The sequence below is a fragment of the Streptomyces sp. NPDC058985 genome (assembly GCF_042740985.1).
In the GTDB taxonomy this organism is placed as follows: Bacteria; Actinomycetota; Actinomycetes; order Streptomycetales; family Streptomycetaceae; genus Streptomyces.
The window spans coordinates 1-24,280 of sequence record NZ_JBHYJX010000063.1; the positions used below are offsets into that span (position 1 = coordinate 1).

20 protein-coding genes and 2 pseudogenes are annotated in these 24,280 nt (G+C 69.5%); 12 read left to right on the plus strand and 10 right to left on the minus strand.

The genetic code is table 11. The features are described from left to right. Positions 1 to 71 precede the first annotated feature (71 nt). Together ACFW01_RS35020 and ACFW01_RS35025 are read right to left on the minus strand one after the other, a co-directional pair. Positions 72 to 782 carry a response regulator gene (locus tag ACFW01_RS35020; protein ID WP_384510432.1) on the minus strand — a complete coding sequence of 237 codons (711 nt, stop codon included), beginning with the start codon at positions 780 to 782 and terminating at the stop codon, positions 72 to 74. Between the two features lie 26 nt (positions 783 to 808). Then, on the minus strand, positions 809 to 1,654 hold the full coding sequence (locus tag ACFW01_RS35025; protein ID WP_384510435.1) for a sensor histidine kinase: 846 nt from the start codon (positions 1,652 to 1,654) through the stop codon (positions 809 to 811). Between the two features lie 242 nt (positions 1,655 to 1,896). Here ACFW01_RS35025 and ACFW01_RS35030 point away from each other — a divergent pair, with 242 nt between their 5' ends. Next, positions 1,897 to 2,697, plus strand: a complete 801-nt coding sequence (locus tag ACFW01_RS35030) for an alpha/beta fold hydrolase (protein WP_384510438.1) — start codon at positions 1,897 to 1,899, stop codon at positions 2,695 to 2,697. A gap of 581 nt (positions 2,698 to 3,278) precedes the next feature. On the opposite strand, the gene ACFW01_RS35035 is transcribed toward ACFW01_RS35030, so the two are convergent. After that, positions 3,279 to 4,277: a ParB N-terminal domain-containing protein gene (locus ACFW01_RS35035; protein WP_384510441.1), complete on the minus strand. Its 999-nt coding sequence runs from the start codon at positions 4,275 to 4,277 to the stop codon at positions 3,279 to 3,281. Between the two features lie 568 nt (positions 4,278 to 4,845). On the opposite strand from ACFW01_RS35035, the pseudogene ACFW01_RS35040 reads away from it, so the two are divergent. Together ACFW01_RS35040 and ACFW01_RS35045 are read left to right on the plus strand one after the other, a co-directional pair. Beyond that, a pseudogene (locus ACFW01_RS35040) lies at positions 4,846 to 5,397 on the plus strand (DNA-binding protein); the annotation flags it as partial. Positions 5,398 to 6,418: 1,021 nt separating this feature from the next. Next, positions 6,419 to 6,958 (plus strand): hypothetical protein, encoded by a 540-nt coding sequence (locus tag ACFW01_RS35045; protein WP_384510444.1) that lies wholly within the window; start codon positions 6,419 to 6,421, stop codon positions 6,956 to 6,958. 770 nt (positions 6,959 to 7,728) lie between these two features. On the opposite strand, the pseudogene ACFW01_RS35050 reads toward ACFW01_RS35045, so the two are convergent. Beyond that, a pseudogene (locus ACFW01_RS35050) lies at positions 7,729 to 7,842 on the minus strand (IS5/IS1182 family transposase); the annotation flags it as partial. 214 nt (positions 7,843 to 8,056) lie between these two features. Between ACFW01_RS35050 and ACFW01_RS35055 the strand changes: the two are divergent. From ACFW01_RS35055 to ACFW01_RS35080, 6 genes are all read left to right on the plus strand, one after another. After that, entirely contained in the window at positions 8,057 to 8,845 is a 789-nt protein-coding gene (locus tag ACFW01_RS35055) for a potassium channel family protein (RefSeq protein WP_234961390.1), read from the plus strand. Between the two features lie 346 nt (positions 8,846 to 9,191). After that, the gene (locus tag ACFW01_RS35060; protein WP_384510447.1) at positions 9,192 to 10,160 is read left to right on the plus strand and encodes a TIGR01777 family oxidoreductase; all 969 of its coding nucleotides are present in this window, start codon (positions 9,192 to 9,194) and stop codon (positions 10,158 to 10,160) included. Between the two features lie 419 nt (positions 10,161 to 10,579). After that, positions 10,580 to 12,109: a PP2C family protein-serine/threonine phosphatase gene (locus ACFW01_RS35065; protein WP_384510450.1), complete on the plus strand. Its 1,530-nt coding sequence runs from the start codon at positions 10,580 to 10,582 to the stop codon at positions 12,107 to 12,109. Continuing rightward, positions 12,106 to 13,200: a cobalamin-dependent protein gene (locus ACFW01_RS35070; RefSeq protein WP_384510453.1), complete on the plus strand. Its 1,095-nt coding sequence runs from the start codon at positions 12,106 to 12,108 to the stop codon at positions 13,198 to 13,200. Before ACFW01_RS35065 ends, ACFW01_RS35070 begins: the two co-directional genes overlap by 4 nt. After that, a complete protein-coding gene (locus tag ACFW01_RS35075; RefSeq protein WP_234961394.1) occupies positions 13,197 to 13,610 on the plus strand; it encodes an STAS domain-containing protein in 414 nt (137 codons plus the stop codon). Before ACFW01_RS35070 ends, ACFW01_RS35075 begins: the two co-directional genes overlap by 4 nt. A 49-nt stretch (positions 13,611 to 13,659) precedes the next feature. Continuing rightward, entirely contained in the window at positions 13,660 to 14,166 is a 507-nt protein-coding gene (locus tag ACFW01_RS35080; RefSeq protein ID WP_384510456.1) for a MarR family winged helix-turn-helix transcriptional regulator, read from the plus strand. A gap of 21 nt (positions 14,167 to 14,187) precedes the next feature. Here ACFW01_RS35080 and ACFW01_RS35085 read toward each other — a convergent pair whose 3' ends face one another. The 4 genes from ACFW01_RS35085 to ACFW01_RS35100 form a co-directional block, all read right to left on the minus strand. After that, positions 14,188 to 14,586, minus strand: coding sequence for an ATP-binding protein (locus tag ACFW01_RS35085; protein ID WP_234961396.1), 399 nt, complete (start codon positions 14,584 to 14,586; stop codon positions 14,188 to 14,190). A 16-nt stretch (positions 14,587 to 14,602) separates the two neighbouring features. Next, positions 14,603 to 14,971, minus strand: coding sequence for an STAS domain-containing protein (locus ACFW01_RS35090; protein WP_234961397.1), 369 nt, complete (start codon positions 14,969 to 14,971; stop codon positions 14,603 to 14,605). Between the two features lie 84 nt (positions 14,972 to 15,055). After that, positions 15,056 to 16,222 carry a PP2C family protein-serine/threonine phosphatase gene (locus ACFW01_RS35095; protein WP_234961398.1) on the minus strand — a complete coding sequence of 389 codons (1,167 nt, stop codon included), beginning with the start codon at positions 16,220 to 16,222 and terminating at the stop codon, positions 15,056 to 15,058. Positions 16,223 to 16,362: 140 nt separating this feature from the next. Continuing rightward, positions 16,363 to 17,712, minus strand: a complete 1,350-nt coding sequence (locus ACFW01_RS35100) for a 6-phospho-beta-glucosidase (protein WP_384510461.1) — start codon at positions 17,710 to 17,712, stop codon at positions 16,363 to 16,365. Positions 17,713 to 18,061: 349 nt separating this feature from the next. Between ACFW01_RS35100 and ACFW01_RS35105 the strand changes: the two genes are divergently transcribed. Continuing rightward, positions 18,062 to 19,888 (plus strand): glycoside hydrolase family 3 protein, encoded by a 1,827-nt coding sequence (locus tag ACFW01_RS35105; protein WP_234961400.1) that lies wholly within the window; start codon positions 18,062 to 18,064, stop codon positions 19,886 to 19,888. 42 nt (positions 19,889 to 19,930) lie between these two features. Here ACFW01_RS35105 and ACFW01_RS35110 read toward each other — a convergent pair whose 3' ends face one another. After that, positions 19,931 to 21,442: an alpha/beta hydrolase gene (locus ACFW01_RS35110; protein WP_234961401.1), complete on the minus strand. Its 1,512-nt coding sequence runs from the start codon at positions 21,440 to 21,442 to the stop codon at positions 19,931 to 19,933. Between the two features lie 90 nt (positions 21,443 to 21,532). After that, positions 21,533 to 22,189, minus strand: a complete 657-nt coding sequence (locus ACFW01_RS35115) for a hypothetical protein (RefSeq protein WP_234961402.1) — start codon at positions 22,187 to 22,189, stop codon at positions 21,533 to 21,535. A gap of 209 nt (positions 22,190 to 22,398) precedes the next feature. Here ACFW01_RS35115 and ACFW01_RS35120 point away from each other — a divergent pair, with 209 nt between their 5' ends. Then, a complete protein-coding gene (locus tag ACFW01_RS35120) occupies positions 22,399 to 23,583 on the plus strand; it encodes a histidine kinase (protein ID WP_234961403.1) in 1,185 nt (394 codons plus the stop codon). Then, a complete protein-coding gene (locus ACFW01_RS35125; protein ID WP_384510467.1) occupies positions 23,584 to 24,279 on the plus strand; it encodes a response regulator in 696 nt (231 codons plus the stop codon). The last annotated feature ends 1 nt before the right edge of the window (position 24,280 follow it).

Below are 24,280 nucleotides of genomic sequence, written 5' to 3' on the forward strand. Positions count from 1 at the left end.
TTCGAGGGCTCAACGGCCTCGGGCTCAGCCACGTTCTCACTGGTCATCGATGCATCCTCCATGATCGGGAGTTACACCGAACGATTTACAGTCCCCGCGGCTTCGCCTGGTTTGATCAGCCCCGTCTCGTAGGCCAGGACGATGGCTTGGGCGCGGTCCCGCAGATCGAGCTTGGCGAAAATGCGGGCCACATGTGTCTTCACGGTGGCTTCGCTCAGGGTCAGTTCGTGGGCCAGTTCGTTGTTGGACAGTCCTCGGCCCATGAGCTTCAGAACCTCTGTCTCCCGTGCGGTCAGCGCCGCGAGGTCCCGGTGGACGGCCGACGACAGGACTTCCCGCCCGGGCTGTCGGTCGCCGCTGGCGAAGCGTTCGATGAGCCGTCGCGTGATGGAGGGCGCCAGGAGGGCGTCACCGGTATTGACGAGACGTACGGCGGTTGCCAGGTATTCGGGGGTGACGTCCTTCAGCAGGAAGCCGCTCGCACCGGCGGCGAGTGCGGCGTAGACGTAGCGGTCGAGGTCGAAGGTGGTCAGGATGACCACCCGGCAGTGCGGTGCCTTCTCCAGGACGCGGCGGGTGGCTTCCAGGCCGTCCATGTGGGGCATGCGGATGTCCATGAGGACGACGTCCGGCAGGAGTCGCTGTGCCGCTTCGACAGCCTCGATCCCATCGGCGGCCTCACCGGCGACCTCGATGCCGCGGGTGGTGAGGATCAGGCGGAAGCCGGAGCGGACCAGAGCCTGATCGTCTGCGATGAGGACACGGGGAGTGGGGTCGGGCATGGCTTCCTGCGTGCGTTCCGGTGTGCTCATGGACGGCCCAGCGGGATGCGTGCACGGACCCGGTATCCGCCGCCGAGACGGCGCCGTGCGTCGAAGTCGCCGCCGTAGACGGCGACGCGCTCCCGGAGCCCGAGCAACCCGCGGCCCGCTCCTTCCTTCCAGTCTCCGCTCTGTGCCTTCGGCGCGGGTCTGTCGGCGGAACCGGTCAAGACGCTCGGCCCGCTGTTCAGTACTTCCACGCGCAGAGTGTGATCCGTGTACCGCACCATCACCTCGGCTTTCTCCCCGTCACCATACTTGAGCGCGTTGGTCAGCGACTCCTGCACTATCCGGTACGCGGTCGCGTCGATCCCCGCCGGGAGCGGGCGCGGTTCTCCGGAGATCCGCACCTCGACGGGCAGGCCGGCGAAGGCGATCCGGTCGACCAGGGAGCTGAGCCTGCTCAGGCTCGGCTGCGGCGCCAGGTCCTCCCCGTGCTCGTCGTCATCGCCGCTCGGGGACGGTGTCAGCAGGCCCAGCAGATGGCGTAGCTCGGTCATCGTGTCACGGCCGGCGTTCTCGACTGCCCTCAGCGCGGCCTCGGCCTCGTCCGGCATCGTGGCCAGCACCTCGCGCGCCGCGCCTGCCTGAACCACCATCAGACTCACGTTGTGACTGACGATGTCGTGCAGTTCCTGGGCGATCCGGTCCCGTTCGCCCTGGACGGCGATCCGGGCAGCGCTCTCGCGCTCCCGCTCGAGGAGCAGCCGCCGTTCCTCAACCGCCTTGCGGTGCAGGCGCCGGGCCTTGACAAGGGCTACGCTCAGCCAGCCGATGGCGACGCAGGCCACCGCCAGACCGATGACCAGCCACGCCGCTCCGGTTCTCCACACCTCTTCACCTTCGCAGACCCCCTTGAGATCCGCATGAGTTTCCCGGCCGCCTGTCGCGACAGGGCCCGTACGGACGGCGACCGTTCATCCGGGCCGGCAGGGACCTGACCGCGTCGTCCGGGCAGGGGACACCGTTGATCAGAACTGTGGGCCGGTGCCATAGTGGGGCGCTCTCATCCGAGTTCGTGTGACGTGTCCGGCAACCAGTTGTTCTCGTACGCCATGAGGAGAGCGCGCACATCATGCCTTATGTGAAGACAAATGGTATCCGGCTGGCCTATGAGCGTTCGGGCAGCGGAGAACCCGTCCTTCTGATCATGGGTTCTTCTGCCGCCGGCCACGTCTGGACCATGCACCAGACACCCGCGCTGCACCAGGCGGGGTACGAGACGGTCACGTTCGACAACCGGGGTATCGCGCCCTCGGACGTGCCTCCCGGAAAGTACTCGCTCGCGGACATGGTCGCTGACACCACAGGACTGATCAAGGAACTCGGCCTCGGTCCGTGCCGCATCGTCGGGGCTTCCCTGGGCGCGATGATCGCCCAGGAGATAGCGATCGAATCCCCTCACCTGGTCAGGTGCGCAGTCTTGATCGCCACCAGATCACGGTCCGACGCCTTCCGACGGGCACACGCGGCAGCGGACCGGGCCCTGCTGGAGAGCGGCGTCCGGTTGCCCGCCGGCTACACGGCCATGAGAACAGTCCTCGAGATGCTGTCGCCGAAGACCTTGAACGACGACGCCACCGCCGCCACGTGGCTGGAGATCTTCGAGCTGACCGGCGGTCAGGGCACGGCCGGCGGCCAGGCATGGATCGAGGCCGACGAGGACCGCCGAGCGGCTCTCCCGGCAATCAACGCACCGTGCCGCGTCATCGCGTTCGCCGACGATCTCATCGCACCGCCGCATCTGGCCGCCGAGATAGCCGAAGTCATCCCTGACTGCGACTTCGTCGAAATACCTGATTGCGGCCACCTCGGCTACCTCGAACGCCCGGATCGGGTAAACACCGCAATCATCGAATTTCTCGACAAGCACTGACACGGCAGCTGTAAATTTGATCGTTGAGGTGTCCGTGCAGTTCAGCGGTGTCTGCGAGTGCGGGAACGGCCACCGTGATCACGAGTGCTTGTGATGACGTTGAACGATCAAGTGGCCGAGTTGGCCGAAAGTCCATCGCGCTGAATTCACGACTGCCGGCGCGGGAGACGACCGAGGCGATGCAACACTTCCTCTCCCACGCTTCGTGGGACCACGACCTGGCCCGTGACCGGCTGCCTCCTGGGTGCGGGTGAACTCACCGAAGAAGCAGCAGTGTGGCCCGCGAACTGCTCGCCGTGCTCCGCGTCACGGCCCTTACGGCACCTCGCCGCGCCCCTCGGGCACGTCCTGCACTGGTCCGCCTGGCGCCGCCATCACCGGCACCAAGCCGTCCAGGCCCACCGACACTGGAACAAACGTCACCGCAGGTCGAACTCACAGAAGCGCAGCACGGTCCGATTCCGGCTGTCCCCGAGATGGCCGCTGACGAGTGGGCTGCCCGATTCGACTGTTCCACCTCGGGGCCTGGGAGTCATTCCATCATGGGGCGATGAACCGGACCAAGCGGCTGCGGGCGGCCATCAGCTGACGGCAGACCCGTCGACCGAACGCACCCGATCGTCCAGTTCGTCAGCGAATCCAGACCACGTCGCGGCGAACTGTCGCGCCAGATCCACGATCAGAGACCCACAATGCATCGGCACCGCAGCGGTCAGCCCCGACCACTCCTGCGTCACCATCGCATTGTGCTGCAGCAGACGCAGCAGCTGGCGTCCCTCTTCCTTGTGGCGCAGTGAAGGATCCCTCAGCAACTTTTCCAGCATATACCTCGGATCCGAGGGCGTGAGTCGCGTCTGCCGGTCCCGTCTCGGTCTGGAGGCCGCATTCGTCGCGGCTGAGTCATGGTCGCGATCGGCCGCCTCGGGCTGCACCGGTGCCGGCGGCTCACCGGCTCGCAGTCGTTTACGGACGTCACTCACGGTCGCCGGCGAGATCCCTGCCAGCCGGGCCACCTCCCGAAGTGACGCATTCGGGCGCTCAGCCATCACTTCGGCGGCCCGGTGACGGCCTTCCGCGCTGTTCAGCGGGCGAACTTTGCCGTCCCGCCCGATGCGCTTGTTCAACTGCTGCCCGACGTCAGTTGAACGACGCCGGATCGCTGCCACCGTCTTGGCGCCCAAGCCGGAGGTCCGCGCGATCGACCGGTCCGACATGCCTGGATGCGTCGCGAGGATCCGCGCCGCCGCAGCCCGGCGGTCAGCCAGCGACAAGGGAAGTCCGTGGTCCACATTCGCCTTGACAGCCCACAGAAAGGCGTCTTCGGCCGAACCGTCGAAGAAGACGACACCGATCGTCTCATAGCCGCGAAGCTCAGCGGCCAACAGGCGGTGGGTTCCATCGATCACCTGCATGGTCTGCCGGTTCACCAGGATCGGCGGCAACTGCGCATCGGTCTCCGCCAGCCTGGCGACGTGTTCGACGCTCTCCCCGTCCAGGCGTGGAGAGTCCCCGAGCCTCAGGGAGGAGACCGCCACATGTGCAACCTCTTGTTCATGCTCGCCCTTCTCGCGTGGGGACACTTGCTTGAGATCAACACATTGCCCACGATTCTGAGGAGAACGGGCAGCTATGTCTGATGGATTCAATTCCCTACCCCCGATCCGGAAGAGGCAAGCCCACGTTCAGGCCACTTCAACCCGATTCGCCCAACGCCAGTCATGCATGATCCCAGCCAATCCTTACCCGCGGCTCGCAACGCTGTCGAGGCAATTACCTCCCTGTCCGAACGAATTGACATGCCAGGCAGATCCCCACCCCCTGCGCACGACCTCCACCCATAGAAAGCAAGGACCTCGCGCCAAAACAGAAGGTCCCTGGTGTCAAGCATTGATCACGCCAAACCCGTGCCACGACACCCCCGTCTCAGCTCGACTGCGGCTGGATCGTGTCTTGTTCAACGACGGACTGTGGTCTGGTCCAACCTCTCGAGGGCGTCGACCATGAAGGCGCCGCGGGCGGGCCGCGAACCTCGCGGTCGAAGACCGCCGTGGCGGACGCGTCCTACGCGCAGGGCCTTGATCCGGTTCGGGGGAGCGCGGCGGCATCGCGTACGGCCGTGCCCGCAGCCCGGCGGCTTGCGCTCGCGCTGTGCTCAGTGTGACCGGCCCGCTGAAACGCCTGGTGATCGGCCGGTCCAGGCGCAGTGAGGAACTGGGCGAGACGCCGTTGCCGAAGCGGTTCGACTGGCCATCTTCGCTTCGGATGCGCTGTCGTCGGTGGCGTACGCGACGCAGGAGATCCTCCTCCTGACCTCGGCGGCCTGGCGTATCTGCACTTCACGCCGTGGATCGCAGCGGCTGTCGTGACAGTGATGACGGTCGTGCCGTTGCCGTGCCAGTGGCCTCCGGCGTGGCCAACGTCCTCTCCGCGCGGCCCGGGCCGGTCGAGCACCGGGTGCTGCCGGCGGTCGGCTTCGTCGCGCTGTTCGCCGCGATGAATCTGCGCGGGGTGCGCGAGTCCGGCCGGGCCATCGCCGCGCCGACGTACCTCTTCATCGGCGGTGGCCTGATCACGGGCGATACCGGGCTACTGGGCTACCTGTACGTGGCCCTGCGGGCGTTCTCCAGCGGCTGTTCGGCGCCGACCGGCGCCGAGGCGATCTCCAAGGGCGTGCCCGCGTTCCGCAAGCCCGAGCCCAGGACGACCCGCCGAAGGGGAGAGTCTCGACTGCGACGAACTCCCCTTCGCGTCTGGCTACGAGGGAGCCACCCGTCACGAGTACGAAGGCGACCAGCACCTCAACGACCCTCCGTCCACTACATCGACCCGGCAGAGAGTCAGGAAGCCGGGCGCCGTCTCGGCGCCTGTGTTGACAAGCCGCAGGGGCCGGCGACCGGCGCCGTACCCTTCACTCGGCAGAGACACGCCAAATCTGCACGAGACAGTACAGATCCCTGCCGTTGAGCCTCTCATCCCGTACCGGAGAAACCTGCAGAGTGCGCCACGAAAGCGGTGAAGTGAAGGGCCCACTGGCGCTGTTGAACATCCATTGCCACCGCATCCTGTACAGGCCGGGCGTGGGCAGGGTGAGCGGGGCCTCTTGCCGCCCTCCGTCCAAGGTGTAAATGGCCAGGTCGCCGCTGGGGAGTCGCACCTCCACCTCCTCCCGACCGAACCACTGGGCGACCTCTTCTCGAGGGAGAGTGGACCAGCTCTCCAGTCGCACTTCGGCACGGAACACCTGGGACGGTATCTGCATGTACACGAGACCAGGGGTGGAGAGCAACCACCTCGTGGAATCCGGCTCCATCCCGTAGGTGTCGACTGATGTGTCGTACAGGCCGAAGATGCCGTCACTTGGGGAAACGTGAGCGTCGAAGGCATCCAGTAGCCTACTCAAGACATACCTCTCGCCGCACCGAACGTTGAGTCGCTGGCAGCATATGCGGCGGAACCCGCTCCTTCGGCCACCATTCACACGAGCCCAGGCCATGCCTGACAGCGCCAAGCTCACCAAGGGTGTTTTCAAGTTCGCCAAAAGGGCCACTGAATAGTTCACAGAGCTCGACCAGAAACTGTATGACGAGCTTCAGAAAGCGCGCGAGGGAAAAGGAGAGAAGTGAGCCTTCGACGGCACCTCAGGAAGCTCCTGTGTGAGACCGGAGAGGACGGTCGGTCCAGCGGTTCCCCTCGCACACCGATCGCCTCGGGTGAAGCCGAAGTGTCGTTCACGACAGAGGTCCCGTGGCCGTCGCTGTGGAAGTTCGCGCAGTTCGCGTACGTCGCCGAGCAGTACGGCTACCGCTACTCCGGCCCGGATCCGGAACTGCGGGATTCCGGCACGCTATTCTTCGTCTTTCGAAGCCTGCCGGACGCGCGCGAGCGCGCCGCCCGTACGCGGGAGCAATTCCCCGGCGCACTCGAAAGTGGTCGGTTGCCGGGTATGCGTGCGTGGCCTGTTCCCGTGCTGACGCTGCCGCAGGCCCGGAGCGAAGTGAAGCTGCTGCATGCCCGGATCGCCATTGACTACTACGGTGCGCTGGGGCGGCAGCGTATGCGTCCTTGGCTCATCGGCATCCCCGTGGTGTTCCTGCTCTTTCTGCTGGTGAACGGCGAGTTGCACACGACAGGGCTGCGTGTCGCGGCCGGCCTGGCCGCGGCACTGCTCGTCGCGTTGGCGGCTTCTCGGGTGTTCATGCGCCGTCGCCGTGCGGCGCACGAACGGCTGCTTGAGCGCTACGGTGTCCGTTGGCCTCCATGACCGCGGCCTGAGTCACGCGGTGCCGGAACGACCAGCTCCAGCACTGCCATGGGGATCTTCTGTGGTGCCGAGTCCTCGGCGCCAGACTCCGCAGTGCGCAGTTCGACGGTCCGAAGGGACGCCCAACGCACGCGTTCGGCTCCCAGGCACATGGCGATGTCAGCGAGCGTGTCGTCCCGCTCCAAAGGGTGTTTCCAGAAGGCCGTGAACTGGGCATCTTCGTTGTATGGCTGGGGCGTTGAGGGTCGAGCGTGTGTGGGTGGAGACGTTCAGCTGTCCCGTATGTCCGACTCCTCCATCGGGTGCGAAGTGAGACTGGGTCGGCTGGGCGTTGCCGGAAGGCGGCAAAGTCAGCCGATTCTTGATGCCGGAACCTGTCTTTCACGTCGAGCAACCAGGTGGGTACCGTTGCCGGGCAGTCTTCGACGAGCGAAGCCGGGTCCGTCGGTCACGACGACCGTCTGAGGCGATTGTGGGGGACGATGGGTTACGTGGTTGCGACGCTGGCGGTCGTGGCGTCAATTCTGGCCGTGTCCATGACCGTGCTGGTACGTCGGGAGCGACGGCGCATACCGCTCAGTCCCGAAGCGCATCGGATCGAAGCGGCAGCCACCCGGGGGCTTCGCGATGCGCGCCGCCAGGCCCACGCTTCTCAGCATTTCGCCGATGGCAGCGGCGTCAGCGCTCTGCGGGACCGCGGCTCTCGGTCATAGTGATCGGTCTATCGCTGACAGCTTTCGGCACGCGCCGGCTTTGTTGGGTGCGTGCCAGCCGGCCAGAGCGAGGTTGTGCGGGCGGGCGATGCCGAGCATGGCGTGATCGATACCGTCGCCCTTGAGGCGGGAGGCGTTGTGTTCTTCCTTCCACGCCGGGAGATCCGCCTGGTCCTCCCCAAAGGCCCGGAACTTGGTCGAGCAGCATGATGCCCCGGCGGGCTTGTCCGTCTCGGCCGTCGGCACCGGGGTCGGCGTCAGATCGGCCTCGGTTCCCGCATCGGCCGTTCGGCCCCCGCCGTGTCCCGGCTGGAAGGAAGCAGGACTCTGGGCCGGGGCGCCGACGTGGTGGGGTGCGGCCCGGTCGCGGCGCCGACTTTCTACTATGGCCCGCATGCCCGAAACGAACACCACTGATCGCTGGGAGCGGCGCACCCAGGGACCGCTGCTGGCGCTCGCCGTACTCTTCGCCGTCGCCTATGCCCTGCCGGTGGTCATGCCCGATGCCCCGGAGTGGGTGCTGTCCGCCTGCCACGTCGCGAACTGGGTGGTGTGGGCGGCCTTCGCCATCGACTACGCGGTACGGCTGTGGCTGAGCGAGGACCGGCTGCGGTTCGTGCGGAGCCATCCGCTGGCTCTGCTGGCGGTCCTGCTGCCGCTGCTCCGCCCGCTCAGGCTGCTCAAGCTGGTGTCGATGCTGCTGCTCGCGGGACAGCGGGCGCGGATGGCCTCGCAGGTCAGGGTGACGACGTACGTCACAGGTTCGTGTCTCGGACTGCTGGTGTTCGGGGCGCTGGCGGTGCTGGAGGTGGAACGCGGCCAACCCGGTGCGTCCATCCAGACACTGGGAGACGCACTCTGGTGGGCGTTCACGACGATGACGACCGTCGGATACGGCGACATGGCGCCGACGACGGGCCTTGGCCGGCTGCTGGCGATCGGGCTGATGCTGTCCGGGATCGCGCTGCTCGGTGTGGTCACCGCGAACATCGCGGCCTGGTTCATCTCCCGCTTCGAAAGAGACGACGCGGAGGAACGGCGACAGACGGCGGCCATCGAGGCGCTGACCGAAGAGGTCCGGTCTCTGCGGGCGCAGGTGGCGACGCTGCGGGCCCCGCAAGGAGCACCGTCCGAGCTGAGCGTTCTCCCGGCTCCGACACCGGAGCGGGACTGACCGCCCTCGGGTGTTTGCGGGGAGGACGGCGATGCACCGGGCACGTTGGTCGTCCCGGCCGTCAGAAGAGCGGGCAGCAGATGTGAACACGGGCCGCACCGCAGTCCGCGACGTCCCACCGCCAATCCCGCACGAGCTTGTTCGACAGGGCACGCCCTCCGTGTGCGCACCGGCATCGCGTCTCGGGCCGCGGTTGGTCTGCGCAACCTCGCCATCCAACACTCCCAGCTGACGTCCAGCGCCCCGTGTCGCACGGCGGGGCCGACTGAGAAGGTGGATCGCACCATAGTTTTGAACGCGTTCAACTCTTTGGTCTAAGCTCACCCGAGACGAAGGAGGGGAGCCGATGAGGATGGTGATTCCAGGCGGCACCGGACAGGTAGGCGCTGTCCTGAAGCGCGCACTGGCCGGCGCCGGCCACGAGGTCGTGATTCTCACCAGACACCCCAGGCACGAGGGCGAGGCCCAGTGGGACGGCCGGACACTGGGGCCGTGGGCGGCGGCGGTGGACGGCAGCGACGTCGTCATCAATCTGGCCGGACGCACCGTGAGCTGCCGGTACACGGCGGCCAATCTGCAGGAAATGATGGACTCCCGGGTCGACTCCACCCGGATCGTGGGCGCCGCGATCGCGCGCGCTGCCCGACCACCCCGCGTCTGGCTGCAGATGAGCACCGCGACGGTGTACGCGCACCGCTTTGACGTCCCCAACGACGAGACCACCGGTGTGATCGGCGGTACCGAACCGGGCGTACCGGACTACTGGGCGTACAGCGTCGAGATCGCCAAAGCCTGGGAGCAGGCTCAGTGGCAGGCGGAAACGCCGGCCACCCGCAAGGTCGCTCTGCGCTCGGCCATGGTGATGAGCCCGGACCCCGGCGGGGTCTTCGCCGTCCTGCTGGGACTGGCCCGCCTGGGTCTCGGCGGCCCGGTCGCCGGTGGTGCACAGTACGTGTCGTGGATCCACGAACACGACTTCGTGCGCGCGGTGGAGTTTCTGATCCACCGGGAAGACATCGAAGGGCCGGTGAACCTGGCAGCCCCCCATCCCCTGCCGCAGCGCGCATTCATGCGCACCCTGCGCTCGGCGTGGGGTGTACCGGTGGGTCTCCCCGCGACCAAGTGGATGGCCGAGGTCGGCGCGTTCGCTCTGCGTACCGACACCGAACTGCTGCTGAAGAGCCGCCGTGTCGTCCCGGGCCGACTGGTCCAGGCAGGCTTCGACTTTCAGTACGCACAGTGGCCGCAGGGCGCGGATGAGCTGGTGCGCCGGGTACGCAAACGCGTCGGACGCAGCCCCGCGGCACGCCGGTGAACGGACCCGGGACGGCGGCCGCTCCGGCCGCCCTGCCGGGCCCTGGCCAGCGTCGTCATCACGCGCGCGCGACGGCCGGCCCTGAGCCGGCTTCTCTTCCGCACCCTGCCGGAACCCACCCTCCCCCGCCCGCATCCGCACAGCAGGCCGCCCACCCCCACGCGGGCCGATGAGCACCCACCGAGCCGAGAGCGCTGGTTGCCTTAAGGCAACATCATGAGGGATGGTTGCCTTAAGGCAACTGTTCCGTCGAGGTGATGAGGTGAGGGATTCGCTCAGCGGGTCCTCGGTCTTTGGTATCCACCCAAGCACAAACCGGCGCAAGCACGGATTCGGACCTCTCCTGGGGCGGTGCCCCGTACCCGGTTCTGGTCGTTGACGCAGAGGGCAGACTCACGCACCGCAATGACGCTGCGGGTGTGCTCCTGCCCGGCGCCGTTCCCGGAACGCCCCTGGTGGACGCGGCTCCGTCCTGGATCGCCGACGCTCATCAAGCGCTGCGCTTCCCCGGCCCACGTGGCGTCCCGGAGACCGATGTGCCGCGGTCCGGTGCGATCGGGGAGCGCCGTTTCGAGGCTCATCCCCATGTGCGGGATGACGGTTCGGTGGTGTGGTGGCTGAGGGATGACACCGACCACCAGGTGGCCCGGGAAGCCCTGCAAGCGGAGCGGAAGCGGACCGCGTTCCTCGCTGAGGCGTCCAGTGCCCTCCTCTCCTCGCTGAATCTGGGGCGCTGCATGGATGTGACCGCGCAGCTGGCCGCCGAGAGCCTCGCTGATGCGGCGCTGGTCGTCGCGCCCGCCCGTGGGCATCGGCTCCCGGTGGTGACCTGCCTGCGCGGCGGGGTCCCCACTCTGGCGCAGGAGAAGGCGGACCCCGAGGGGGTGCCGGGTCTGGCAGAGGCGCTGCGGGGCTTTCCGCCGGTGCCCTCGCGGTGGATCGACCCCGCGGCGGCGCCGCGGTGGATGGTGCCCGAGGGCTTCGGGCCGGTCGGCTCGATAGTGATCACCCCGTTGCCCGGGCACGGCGTCCCGGCCGGAGCGCTGGTGTTGCTGCGAAGGGCGGAGAGTGTCGCGTTCAGCGAGGAAGAGGAAGTCTTCGCACGGCTGTTCGCGGCCCGTTCCGGGGCGGCGATGTCGGCCGCCCGTCTCTATGCGGAGCAGAGCGCGATCACCGAGGTGCTGATGCGTGATCTTCTGCCGCCGGTGCTGCATCAGGTCTCCGGGGTCGACTTCGCCGGCCGGTACCGGCCGGCGGGGGACCACGAACGCATCGGCGGAGACTTCTACGACGTACACCCCGCCACCGCCGATGGTGACGCTTCCCTGGTCACGCTCGGGGACGTATGCGGAAAGGGCCTGGAGGCCGCCGTACTGACGGGCAAGATCCGCAACACGCTGCATGCGCTGCTGCCGCTGGCGGACAACCATGAGCGCATGCTCGACGTGCTCAACACCACTCTGCTCAACTCGCACACCACTCGGTTCGCGACCCTGGTCCTGGCCTCCGCCAAGCGCCGGGGCAGCGAGGTGGATCTCAGGCTGACCAGCGGCGGCCACCCTGCCCCGCTGATCATCCGCGCGGACGGCACCGTCGAGGAAGCCGGGACCCGGGGCACCCTGATCGGTGCCGTGCCCACGATCTCCGCCCGCACCGCGGCCGTGTCCCTGGCCCCCGGCGAGTCCTGTGTCCTGTACACCGACGGCATCACCGAAGCCAAGGGCGGGCCGATGGGTGACGCTCTCTTCGGCGACGAGCGTCTCAAGCGCGCCTTGTCCGAGTGCGCGGGCATGCCCGCCGAGGGGATCGCGGAGCACGTGCACATGCTGGCCGCCCAGTGGCTCGGCCAAGGCCGTCACGACGACATGGCAGTCGTAGTGATCTCCGCTCCGCGCACCCACCATCTGAGTGCGGTGAACGGCCGCACACGGGGCAGGTACACCGCATGAACGCCAGTGTCTCGCCCTGCCTCGCAGCCGGCGCGGACGTGCGGGAGCAGGCTGACCTGCTGTGGAGCGCCGTCTCGGCGGGAGATGAGCACGCGGCCACCGAGCTGGTGCTCCGTGCCCTCGACGAAGGGGCAGAACCGGAGAGCGTGCTGCTGGATGTCATCGCGGCCGTGCAGGGCAAGGTGGGTGAGGAGTGGGCGGCCAACCGGATCAGCATCGCCCAGGAGCACGCCGCGACCGCCATCAACGAGCGGGCGGTCGCCGCGGTGAGCGTGCACCCCTCCGCCCGCACCGCCGTCTCCCGGGGCCGGATCACCGTCGCCTGCGTGGACGGCGAGTGGCACGCTCTGCCCGCCCGGCTCTTGGCCGAAGTACTGAAACTGCGCGGCTGGCAGATCGACTACCTCGGTGCGCAGGTCCCCTCACCGCACCTCATCGAGCACCTTCACAAGACCCGCGCCGACGCGGTCGCCCTGTCCAGTTCGATCGCCACACGACTGCCCACGGCCCACGCGGCGGTCACCGCGTGCCAGGCCGTCGGCGTGCCCGTCCTCGTCGGAGGCGCCGCGTTCGGACCCGACGGGCGGTACGCACGCCTGCTGGGCGCCGACGCGTGGGCCCCCGACGCCCGCACTGCCGCCGATCGCCTCGCCCGGGGGCCGCTGCCCCGGCCACAGCCCGACCATCAGCAGATCGACGACCTGCCCCACCTGTCGGACCAGGAGTACACCCTGGTCAGCCGGAACGGCAGGTCCCTGGTACGCGCCGTCTTCAGCCGGCTGGAGACAGCGTTTCCGGCCATGGCGTCCTACGACGATCCGCAACGTGAGCGGACCGCCGAGGACCTGGCGCACATCGTGGAATTCCTCGCCACCGCCCTCTACCTCGGCGACGAAACCCTCTTCACCGGGTTCATCACCTGGACCGCGCACATCCTGGTGGCGCGGGGTGTGCCCGCGACGAGTCTGCCGCCGGCACTGGGGCTGCTGGCCCATGAACTCAAGGACTTTCCCCGAGCCTGCCGTATGCTCCGGGCTGCCACGCACGTGCTCACGACCGCCCACTCCAACACCGCCGGGACCACCGCATGACCTCCACACCCCCCGATCACCTGCGTCTCGTCACGGTCGACACGCAGAACAAGGTCCGCATCGAAGTGCACGGCGATCTCGACTACGACCATGCCGATCTCCTGCTGGACGAGGCGACCGCCCAGCTCGCCGCCCGGCCCGGCCTCGAAGACCTCCATCTGCACTGCGCCGGACTCGGCATGGTCGACTCCATGGGCCTGTCCATCCTGCTGATGATCGGCCGCCGCACCACTCAGGCAGGGGTGCGACTGCACCTGGACGACCGCCCCGCGCAACTGGACCGTCTCCTGGACGTCACCGGCACCCTCGACCACCTCACTGCCTCGTTCCCGGCCCGCGCACCGCAATCCGTAGCAGGCGAGGACGACGTCCTCGCGGCCCGTCCTACCAGGCCGGACGGCACCACCTGAGCCAGTGTCCGGCCGCCGGCCGGGCAGAAGCACACCACTGAGGGCCACCATGACCGCACCGGACGCAGACCCGGACAGGACGTGCCATGAGGCAATCCGGTCCGCCGGCAGCATCACCGAACTCCTCGACGTGCTGTGGGAGCACGCCAGGAACGCCACCGACGGTGGCACCACGCCCACGTCGACATCCCAACTGCGCCTGATGTACCTCGCCGACCGTGCGGACGGGATCCGGATGCGCACCGTCTGCCAACTGCTCGCCTCCTCGCCGTCGACCGTCACCCGCATGTGCGACCGCCTGCAAGCCGTCGGCTTCCTCGAACGCCTGCCCTGCCCCGGCAACGGCCGCGAGATCGTCCTGCACCTGACCCCCGCGGGCACCCGCCACCTGCTGCGCATCCGCGAACGACGCGACAGTGTGCTCCACCATGCCATCGGCAACCTGCCCTCCGCCGAACGGCGTGCCCTCGCCACGGGGCTCGCCGCGCTGCAAGCAGAGCTCAGCACCGCGCACGGCGACGAGGACGCAGCACCCGCAGCACACTCCGCAGCTTGATCGCGGTCCGCGGGCTATGCGTCAACCGTGGGCGGTGGTGCCCAGTACAGCCCTGATCGTCTTTCCGGCAGCAGTGGTACGCACCCACACCTCGTGACTGAGCAGTTGGATCAAGGGCCAGCCGAACCCGCCCGGAGCACCCGCCCGGTCGCGGGCGTGGGTGTGCGGGACGACGGGTGACGCATCGGTCACGCTGATGGTGATCGTGTCCTCGACGAGGCGCGCGTCGAAGGCAAGCAGGCCACCGCCGTGCCGAGCGGCATTGGTGACCAGCTCCGTGACCACGAGCAGGATGTCGTCGGTGACCCGCGGAGGCGGGGCTGGATCGCACGTCAGAAGCAGTCCTCGGACGCGGTCACGCGCGGTGGCAGCGCTGAGGGGCGGCTCCGGCCGACCAGCCTTCGTCTCGGCCGTGGTCACGTGCCGTCACCCCTCATTACCGGTCGGCGGCGTCGCCGCGGGACCTGATCAGCTCCACGGCGGCCCGGATGTCGCTGGTGAGGTCGAAGGCACGGGCGACGTCGGTCAGCGTGAGAAGTCGCTCCACCACCGGGGGCAACCGGGTGAGCACGAACGGGACGCCCACTCGGTCGTGTTCGGTCTTGGCGGCCAGCAGAGTGTGCAGGAAGGCGGAGTCGGCGAACGTGACCTCGGCCAGATCCAGGATGGTGCCCGTCGGGCGGTCCACCGAGGGGACCAGGGTCACGGCCAGGCTTTCGTCGCTGTCGGGGTCGAACTCCCCGATGGCCCGCACGACCCGCACCTCGTCGACCGTCGTGACGGTCACCGCAGCTTCGACTCCCATACGGGGATTCTCCCAGGTCGCTATAGAGGAGACGCAGTCAGGGGGTCCTCGGCCGTCTGTGGCCGGAGCATGTGGACGAGTACGTCAGTCCCGCCCGTACCAGTCGAGGCAGACGACCAGGGCGTCGTCGTCCAAGGGCGTGTTGCCACGGTACGCGGCCAGCTCCCGCAGCACGGCTCCAGGCACCTGCTGCGGCGGCAGCAGCCGGGCGGCGGTCAGTGACCGGGCGAGCGCTCGTTCCCCGTACTTCTCCGCGGCAGGGGAGACGGAGTCGTAGACGCCGTCGCTGCCGATCAGCAGACGGTCGCCAGGAAGCACCTGGAAGTACTCGGAGGTGTAGTGGGTGTCCTCGAACATGCCGAGAGGCAGCTGCTCCTCCAGGGGCAGGGAGTCGACGTCCTTGTCCCGCATCCGCCAGATGCGGGGTGATCCGGCGTCCACGGCCTCTACCCCGCCGGTCGCGAGGTCGAAGCGCAGCAGAACGACCGACACATACGCGGAACCGCGGTACTGCGCGTACACCGCCTGGTCGGCGAGTGCCGCCTGGTCGGCCAGGCCCAGTCCGGCGCGCCGGGCGTTGCGCATGGCGTTGACGGCGAGGTTGGTGAGCAGTGCCGCCTCGATGCCCTCGCCCATGCCATTGGTGACGGTCAGCGTGAGATGGTCGGCGGACGCGGACCAGTCGAAGTTGTCCCCGAAGATCGCGTACGCGGGCTCCAGATGGCCGCCTAGGGAGAACTCGGGGCGCGAGCAGGCACGGCCCGGCAGCAACTGCCACTGCATCTCCGCCGCCAGGGTCAGGCGCGCGGCTCGCCGAGCGAGCAGGTAGAGGTCGGTGTCACGCTCCGCGACAAGGATCTCGTGGCCGAGAACGTCGCAGAGGTGCTGCATCTCCGGAATCAGCTCCGGTGAGTGGCGGTCCTCCGGCAGGGTGACGGAGAGGACTCCCAGGCGGTCACCGCGGATCGTGACCGGGAGGTGAACGGTCACCGCGTGTGCGTCGGGATCGGCGAGAAGGAACGGCTCCTGCGACCCGAACGCCCTGCCCTGCGGGCTGTCGTGGATCATGACCGGCTCCGTGGTGAACGGCACCGTCTCGACCGCCTGGAGCGAGCGCATTCCGTAGTCGGCCATGCGCAGTTCGACGCGTCCGGCGCCGTATTGCTCCATGAGGGCGGCTGTCACGACGTCGAGCAGCGCGTTCGGCGTCGCCGCGCGCAGCGCTCGCTCCACGGAGGTGAGTCTGTCCACGTGTCCCGTTTCCCTTACCCACTGCTTCCAGCGGCTGCGTCACATTCTACCGATGTGACTGTCTTCGACAGGGGGCGTTCCCATCGGGTGGGGGTCCCAAGATCAGCACGGGCGGCCTGCCCGTCAACGCGGCCTGCCCGTCAACGCGGCCGGTTCGACGGAAGTCGGTCCGCGAGGAGGCGCTCCGCCGTGTTCACCGAGTCCACCAGCGGGTGCAGCGCCAGGGCCCGCAGCGCCGCGGACCGCGAGCCGCTGGTCGCCGCCTCGATCGCCGCGCGCTCCACCGCCTTCACGCTGAGCATCAGGCCGAGCTGGTCGGGCGCCACCAGGCCCGTGGCCAGGGGGGTCGCGCCGCTCGCGTCGACCAGGCAGGGCACCTCGACGACCGCGTCCGCGTCCAGGCCCGGGACGGCCGTGCGGTTGCGGACGTCGAGGATCAGCGTCGTCCGCTCGTTGCGGGCGATCGCGCGCATCAGCGCCAGCGCGACCCGGTCGTAGCCGCCGCCCTCGAGATCGGACGCGGCGCGCTGCCAGCCACCTGTGCTCTCCCGGCTCTCGGCCATGTACGTCGCCTCGCGTTCCTGGCGCGTGCGCTCCCACGCGGCGAAGGCGTGCTCGGGCCGGGCGGCCGCGTCCGTGTAGAAGGCGGCCTGCTGCTCGTGCAGGAACTCCCCGCGGGTCGCGGGGGCCTGCCGCAGCGCCGCGACCGCCTCCCGGTTGAAGTAGTAGTAGTGCAGGTACTCGTTGGGCAGCGCGCCGAGCGTCCGCAGCCAGTCGGCGCCGAAGAGCCTGCCCTCCTCGAAGGACTCCAGCGCGGTGGCGTCCGCCAGCAACTCCGGCAGCCGGTCGCGGCCGTCCACGGTGACCCGCCGCAGCCAGCCGAGGTGGTTGAGCCCCACGTAGTCGTAGCCCACGCGGTCCGGATCGGCGCCCAGCGCTCGCGCGGCCCGCCGGCACAGTCCGACCGGCGAGTCGCAGATGCCGATGACGCGGTCCCCGAGAACGCGCTGCATGGCCTCGGTGACCATGCCCGCCGGGTTGGTGAAGTTGATGACCCAGGCGTCCGGCGCGACGGCCGCGACCCGCTCGGCGATCCGCACTGCCTCCGGCACCGTGCGCAGCCCGTACAGGACACCGCCCGCGCCGACCGTCTCCTGCCCGAGGACCCCTTCGCCGAGCGCCGCACGCTCGTCCCGGGCACGGCCCTCCAGGCCGCCGACACGGATCGCGGAGAAGACGAAGTCCGCGCCGCGCAGCGCGTCGTCGAGATCGGTGGTGGTCCGGACGGCGGGCGGAGCCGGCCGGTCGCTTCCGGCGAGCGCGGCCGTCTGCTCGGCGAGGACCGAGGCGATGGCGTCGAGCCTCGCCCGCTCGGTGTCGTAGAGCACCAGTTCGGTGCACCGGCCGGCCGCGTCGCCGGCGGCCGTGGCCAGGGCGCGGTGGACCAGCGGTACGCGGAATCCGCCGCCGCCGAGCAGAGTGAGCCTCATACGGTGATTATCTCCGTCCCCGCCTCGCGGGACGCCGCGAGGGTGGCCCGGGTGCGATGTGTCGTTGGTGACGGGCGCGTACACGTGGCCCGGGAACCTGCCGACGCTCGCGCTCGCCGTCCGCGACGAGTTCCGCGGCCCCGGCGGACACGGCGGCCTTGGCCGACAAACTCGTCCGCCGCCGGCGTACTGCCCGTCCGGGCCGACACCGAGCCCGCAGTCGTCTGGACCAATTTTGTCTAGACCTATTGCCCCGCCCGCCACCCGCGGGCTACGTTTCCCGCTGCTCGGAGTCCTTCAAGAATCCGTCAAGTCCCTTGATGGGCAAGGGTGGAAGGAGCAAGTCCGCATGCAGGACCGGAGTCTTTCCCGACGAACCGTGCTCGCCTCCGCGACCGTGGTCGCCGCGGGCGCGACGGCCGTCTCGGGTGTGGCAGCCACCCCGGCGGCGGCCCACTCGCGCGACCGGCGACTCAAGAAGATCATCTCCAGGATGAGCGTCGAGGCGAAGATCGGCCAGCTGTTCGTGCCGTACTTCTACGGTACGTCGGCGACTTCCCCCAGCCGGCTCGACCAGGACCGCAACCTCAAGGAACTCGGCGTCCGCACCGTGGCCGAGCTGATCGCCAAGTACCACGTCGGCGGGGTCATCTACTTTCACGGCTGGGCGAACAACATCGAGGACCCCCGCCAGATCGCGGACCTCAGCAACGGTGTGCAGCGGGCCTCGCTCGCGCTGCCCACCCCCATCCCGTCCCTGATCTCCATCGACCAGGAGCACGGCGTCAACGTCCGCATCGGCAGCGGCGCCACCCAGCTGCCGGGCGCGATGGCGCTCGGCGCGGGCCGCTCGCTCTCCGACGCGCGCACCGCCGGCTGGATATCGGGCACCGAACTCGCCGCTCTCGGCATCCATCAGAACTTCGCGCCGGTCGCCGACGTCAACGTCAATCCGGCCAACCCCATCATCAACGTCCGCTCCTTCGGCGCCGACGCCCGCGAGGTCGGACGCATGGTGGGCGCCCAGGTGACGGGGTATCAGCGGGCCGGCGTCGTGGCCTGCGCCAAGCACTTCCCGGGCCACGGCGACACCGGCGAGGACAGCCACACCGGACTGCCCGTGATCACCCACACCCGCGAGGAGTGGGAGCGCGTCGACGCCCCGCCCTTCCGGGCCGCGATCGCCGCCGGCGTCGACTCGATCATGACCGCGCACCTCCAGGTCCCCGCTCTCGACCCCAGCAACGAGCCCGCCACCCTGTCGCCCGCCATCCTCCAGGGCGTGCTGCGCGACGAACTCGGCTTCGACGGTGTGATCGTCACCGACGCCCTCAACATGCAGGGCGTGCGCACCAAGTACGGCGACGACCGCGTGCCGGTCCTCGCCCTCAAGGCCGGCGCCGACCAACTGCTCTTCCCGCCGGACATCGACGTCGCCTACAACGGTGTCCTGGCCGCCGTCCGGGGAGGGGAGATCACCGAGGACCGCCTCGACGCATCCGTCCTGCGCATCCTGCGCGTCAAGGACAAGGCCGGCCTGCTCAGCGGCAGCCCCTACGTGTCGCAGAGGGAGGTCGACCGGGTCGTCGGCGCCCGGGGTCACCTGCGCGCCGCCGCCCGTATCGCCGAGCGCACCACCACCCTGCTGGTCAACGAGGACGACACGCTCCCGCTGCGCCGCGGCCAGCGGAAGCTGCTCGTGGTCGGCGCCAGCCCGGCCTTCCCGACCGATGCCAACCGCACCACGGTGCCCGAGCTGGCCAGGGCGTTCGACGAACTGGGCTACCGCACCACCCATCTCGCCACCGGCCGGACGCCCGACGCGGCGAAGATCGACGAGGCCGTGGCCGCCGCGCGGGGACGGGACGCGGTGGTGGTCACCACCGACAACGTCGGTGCCACCAGCGCCCAGCGCACCCTGGTGTCCCGGCTGCTCGCGACCGGCGTCCCCGTCGTCCACCTCGCGGTGCGCAACCCCTACGACATCGCCCACCTCGGCGACGTCCCGGCCTCACTGGTCTCCTACTGCTGGACCGAGGTCGAACTGCGCGCTGCGGCCCGGGTGATCGCCGGCCGGGTCGAGCCGCAGGGCAAGCTGCCCGTGCCCGTCCAGCGGGCCGACGATCCGGCCAGGGTCCTCTTCCGCATGGGACACGGCTTGTCGTACGACGACTGAGGTCCGCGCAGCCGCACGGATTCCGGCTCCGGTGCTCCCGCTTCAGGGGGCACCGGGCCGGCCGTCGCGGCTCGCGCTCGGTTCGGCCGCGCAGGCCCGGTCGGTGCGCGGGCGCTCCCCGGTGACCAGGAAGGTGGTCGTCGCGTCGTTGAGGCAGCGGTTCTTGAGGTAGAGGTAGGCGAGGTGCCCGCCCTGGTCCGCGGTGATCATCCGCGCCCGCTCGCCGAAGGCCGCGCGCAGTGCGCGGGCACCGGACAGCGGTGTGGACGGGTCGCGCAGGTTCTGCACGATCAGTACGTTCGACGGTCCCCGGTCGCTGATCCGCACCGGCGGCTCGGCCGGCTCCGTCGGCCAGAACGCGCAGGGCCAGATGTTCGCCGCCGCCGCGCCGAACAGGGGATGCCGGTCACGGTCGGTCCTGACGTTGCGCTGGTACGTGGCGACCGACTCCGGCCAGTTCCGATCGTTGCAGAGCACGGCGAGCTGACCGGCGACCGGGTTGTCGGCCGGCTGCCCGGGCGGCACCTCGACGGGCGGTGTGGGCGGGATGGCCCGTCCGGTGTCGACGGCCTGCCAGATCCCGGCCAGTTCGGGCAGCCACTGGTCCAGGTAGAGCTTCTCGAACGTGACCTTGCGGAACTTCTTGCCGTCGAATCCGTCCGGCCTCGGCTTCGCGTCCAGCCGGGCGGCCAGCTCGAAGTACTTCTCCCTGATCCGCTGCACCGAGGTGCCGAAGCCGTACTCCGGATGTTCTGACAGGTACCTCGCGAAGTCGGGGAACCTGTCCTCGACGCCTTCCCCGAATCCGCGCGTGGCCGACGGTCCGCTGCCGTCGGGGCCCATCGCGCTGTCCAGCACGAACTGCGCGCTCCGGCGCGGGAACAGTGTGGTGTAGACGGAACCGAGGTAGGTGCCGTAGGAGATGCCGAGATAGGAGATCTTCGGCTCGCCCAGGGCGGCGCGGATCCGGTCCATGTCACGGGCGGTGTTGGCCGTGCTGATGTGGGGCAGCAGGGACGCCGTCGACGCCGCACCGCACTTCTCGGCGACCTCGGCGGCGTGCTCGGCCTGCCGGGCGACGTCGGCCCGGTTCAGCGCGTAGTCGGGGACGTTCGCCGTCGCCGTCGCCTCCCCCTCCAGGCCGCAGGTCACCGGAGCGCTGTAGCCGACGCCGCGGGGGTCGAAGCCGATCACGTCGTAGGTGTCGAGCACGCTCTGCGGCACGCCGTAGTACTTCAGCACCAGCGGATAGCTCAGGCCGGGCGCGCCCGGTCCGCCGGCGTTCGTGAACAGCACACCGCGGCGCTTCTCGGGGTTCGTGGCGGCCAGACGTGAGATCGCGACGTCGATCTTCCTGCCGTCGGGGTTCCGGTAGTCCAGCGGCACCTTGAGTGTGCCGCACTCCAGTGTCGGCAGTGGGGTGCCGGGGCACTCGCCCCAGCTGATCCGGTCGGGGGGCGCCGTCGCGCTCGGTGCCGTCTGCGCGGAGGCGCCCTGCCAGGTGAGCAGCGCCACCATGAGGGTGGCCAGGGCCCCGACGAGAAGTTTTCGCATGCGGTACTCCTTGCTCTGCGCTCTGCGCTCTGCGCTCTGCGCTCTGCGCTCTGTGCTCTGTGGAGCGTGGTGGGGGAAGCAGAGGGCGGGTCAGCCCGCCGCGCCGTCGAGGAGTCGGCTGTAGCGGAGCCGCAGGGCCCGCTCCGTGCTGGCCGTCACCGTGATGAGGCCGACCACGGTGTTGCCCCAGGCCGGCAGGTCGACGGGCGCGGTGAAGGTCCCGCCGACCTGCCGGGCGATCTCCTCCGGCCGGGTGAGCTGTTCGGCGAGCTGCGTGAGGACGAGGAACAGGCCGGCGAGGAGCACGACCGCCGAGAGGAAGCCGACGGCCCGGCTCACCGCGGGGTGCTTGCGGTCGAAGTGGGCGCGGCGCCCTTCGGCCGAGTCACGGTCGGGGACGAGCTGGTACTCCGTCCCGTCATCGGTGACATAGTGGCAGCGCTTGAGCCCGAACTCGCTCCTCCTCACCTCCACGACGCCGCCCGGAACGGGAAAGGCGGCGGGGAGCTTCGACTCGGCGTGCTGCCTGCCGTCGAGGTACAGCTGGGCGCTGACCCTGCCGTTGTCGTCGCTCTTCGCATGCCTGACGTCGACGGCGTAGACGCTCCGGCCGCCGTCGTCGTTCGGCAGCCGGAGGTAGAACAGGGCACGGAACGGCAACTGCCACCAACGGAAACGCTTCAGCGCCCGCCCGTCCCCCGGCTTGACCCGCCGCACGGCCCGCCGACGTCGCACGTCCTCGAACATGCCTGCCCCTCCTTCTGCTCGCTCGGCTCGCGCTGCTCTTCGGTTGTCCCGGCGCATGAAAGGAGTCTGTTCGTGTGGCGCGGGCCGCACATCGGCCCGGCGGTCCGGAACGTCTTGGCCCACGGGCGAAGCAGGGATTCGACTTTGGTCTAGGGCGCCTCGGTCCTCCGGCCGAGTCCCCGGCCGCACGGCTTCGCGATAATGGGCGGGTGAACATGGACGTCGCGCCACGGCTCGGGTGGTGGCAGCAGATCTGGCGGCTGACGGCGGCCGCGGCCCTGGGACTGCTGGCCTGGGTCACCACCGGTGTGGCGGTGTCGAAGGGGCCGGCGGGCGACGTGGGCTCCTGGTTCTTCATCGGTGATCCGCTGGTGGCCGGCGCCTGCCTGACGGCGCTCCTGTGGCGGCGGCGGTTCCCGCTCGCCGTCGCACTGACGGTGTCGGTCGCCTCGACCACGTCGGCGCTGGCCACCGGCGCGGCGCTGGTGGCACTGGGCTCGATCTCCACCCGTCGTCGTCCGGTGGAGATCGGGGTCGTGGTGCTGGCCTATGTGACCGCGACCCAGTTCGCCGTCCAGCTCTATCCGGTCGAGACCCCGCCCGGCTCGTTCTGGTTCCAACTCGTGTCGCCCGCCCTGACCGCGGGCATCGCGGTGGCGATGGGCATGGCCGTCGGGGCGCGGCGCGTCGAGGTGCGGTCGCTGCGGGAGCGGGCGGAGAGCGCCGAGCGGGAGCAGTCCGCGCGGGCGGCACAGGCGCGGGCCCTGGAACGCAACCGGATCGCCCGCGAGATGCACGACGTCCTCGCGCACCGGATCTCCCTGGTCGCCATGCAGGCCGGCGTGCTGGACCACCGCCGGGATCTCAAGGCCGAGGAGAACCGCGTGCTGGTCCGCGGCATCGCCGAGGGGTCCCACCTCGCCCTGGAGGAGCTGCGGGACGTCCTCGGCGTGCTCCGGGCCGACCCCGGTCTCCCGGAACCTCCGCAGCCCTCGCTGGACGGCGTCCCCGACCTGGTGGCCGACGCCCGCGCGTCCGGGCTGGACGTCACGCTCGCCGGCACCGTGACGGGGACGCCGCCCGACCTCGTCGGCCGCACCGGCTACCGGGTCGTCCAGGAGGGGCTGACCAATGCCGCCAAACACGCCCCGGACGCAGGGATCCGCATCACCCTGGAAGGAGCGGCGGGCGACAGCCTGCGGGTGAGCGTCCGCAACTCACCGTCGACCACGACGGCGGCGAAGCCGCCGGCGTCGGGATTCGGCCTGCTCGGCCTCGGCGAGCGGGTCGACCTCGCCGGTGGAGAGCTGCGCCACCACCCCACACCGGACGACGGCTACCTCCTCACCGCACAACTGCCCTGGCCGAGCCCCACGCACGAAAAGAGAGCTTGAGTGGACAGCGACAGCGACAGCGACAGCCGGCGGGGGCCGGTGCGTGTCGTCATCGTCGACGACGAACAGCTGGTGCGCATGGCGCTGCGGCTCGTCATCGACGGCGAACCGGACCTGACCGTCGTCGCGGAGGCGGCCGACGGCGACACGGCGATCGCCGTGGTGGACGAACACCGGCCGGACGTCGTGCTGATGGACGTGCGGATGCCCGGCCGTGACGGTCTCAGCGCGACCCGGGAGCTGCTCACCCGGCCGACGCCGCCGCGGGTGCTGATCCTGACCACCTTCGACTCCGACGATCTGGTGCTCGGCGCCCTGCGCACCGGAGCGCTCGGATTCGTCCTCAAGGACACCCAGCCGCCGCAGCTCCTCGACGCGGTGCGGGCGGTCGCGGACGGCAATCCCGTGCTCTCTCCGGCCGCTACGGCCCGGGTGATCGCCGCGGCCACCGGACCGCAGTCCTCGCACGCCCGCGACTCCTCGCGCGAGGCCGCGCGGAAGCAACTGGCCGCGCTGACCGAACGGGAACTCGACACCGCCCGGGCCATCGCCGACGGACTGGGCAACCCGGAGATCGCCCGGCGGCTGCACATCAGCGTGGCGACGGTCAAGGCGCACACGGGCAGTCTGTTCGCCAAGCTGGCGGTCGAGAACCGGGTGCAGATCGCCCTCCTGGTGCGTGACGCCGAGGGGTGAC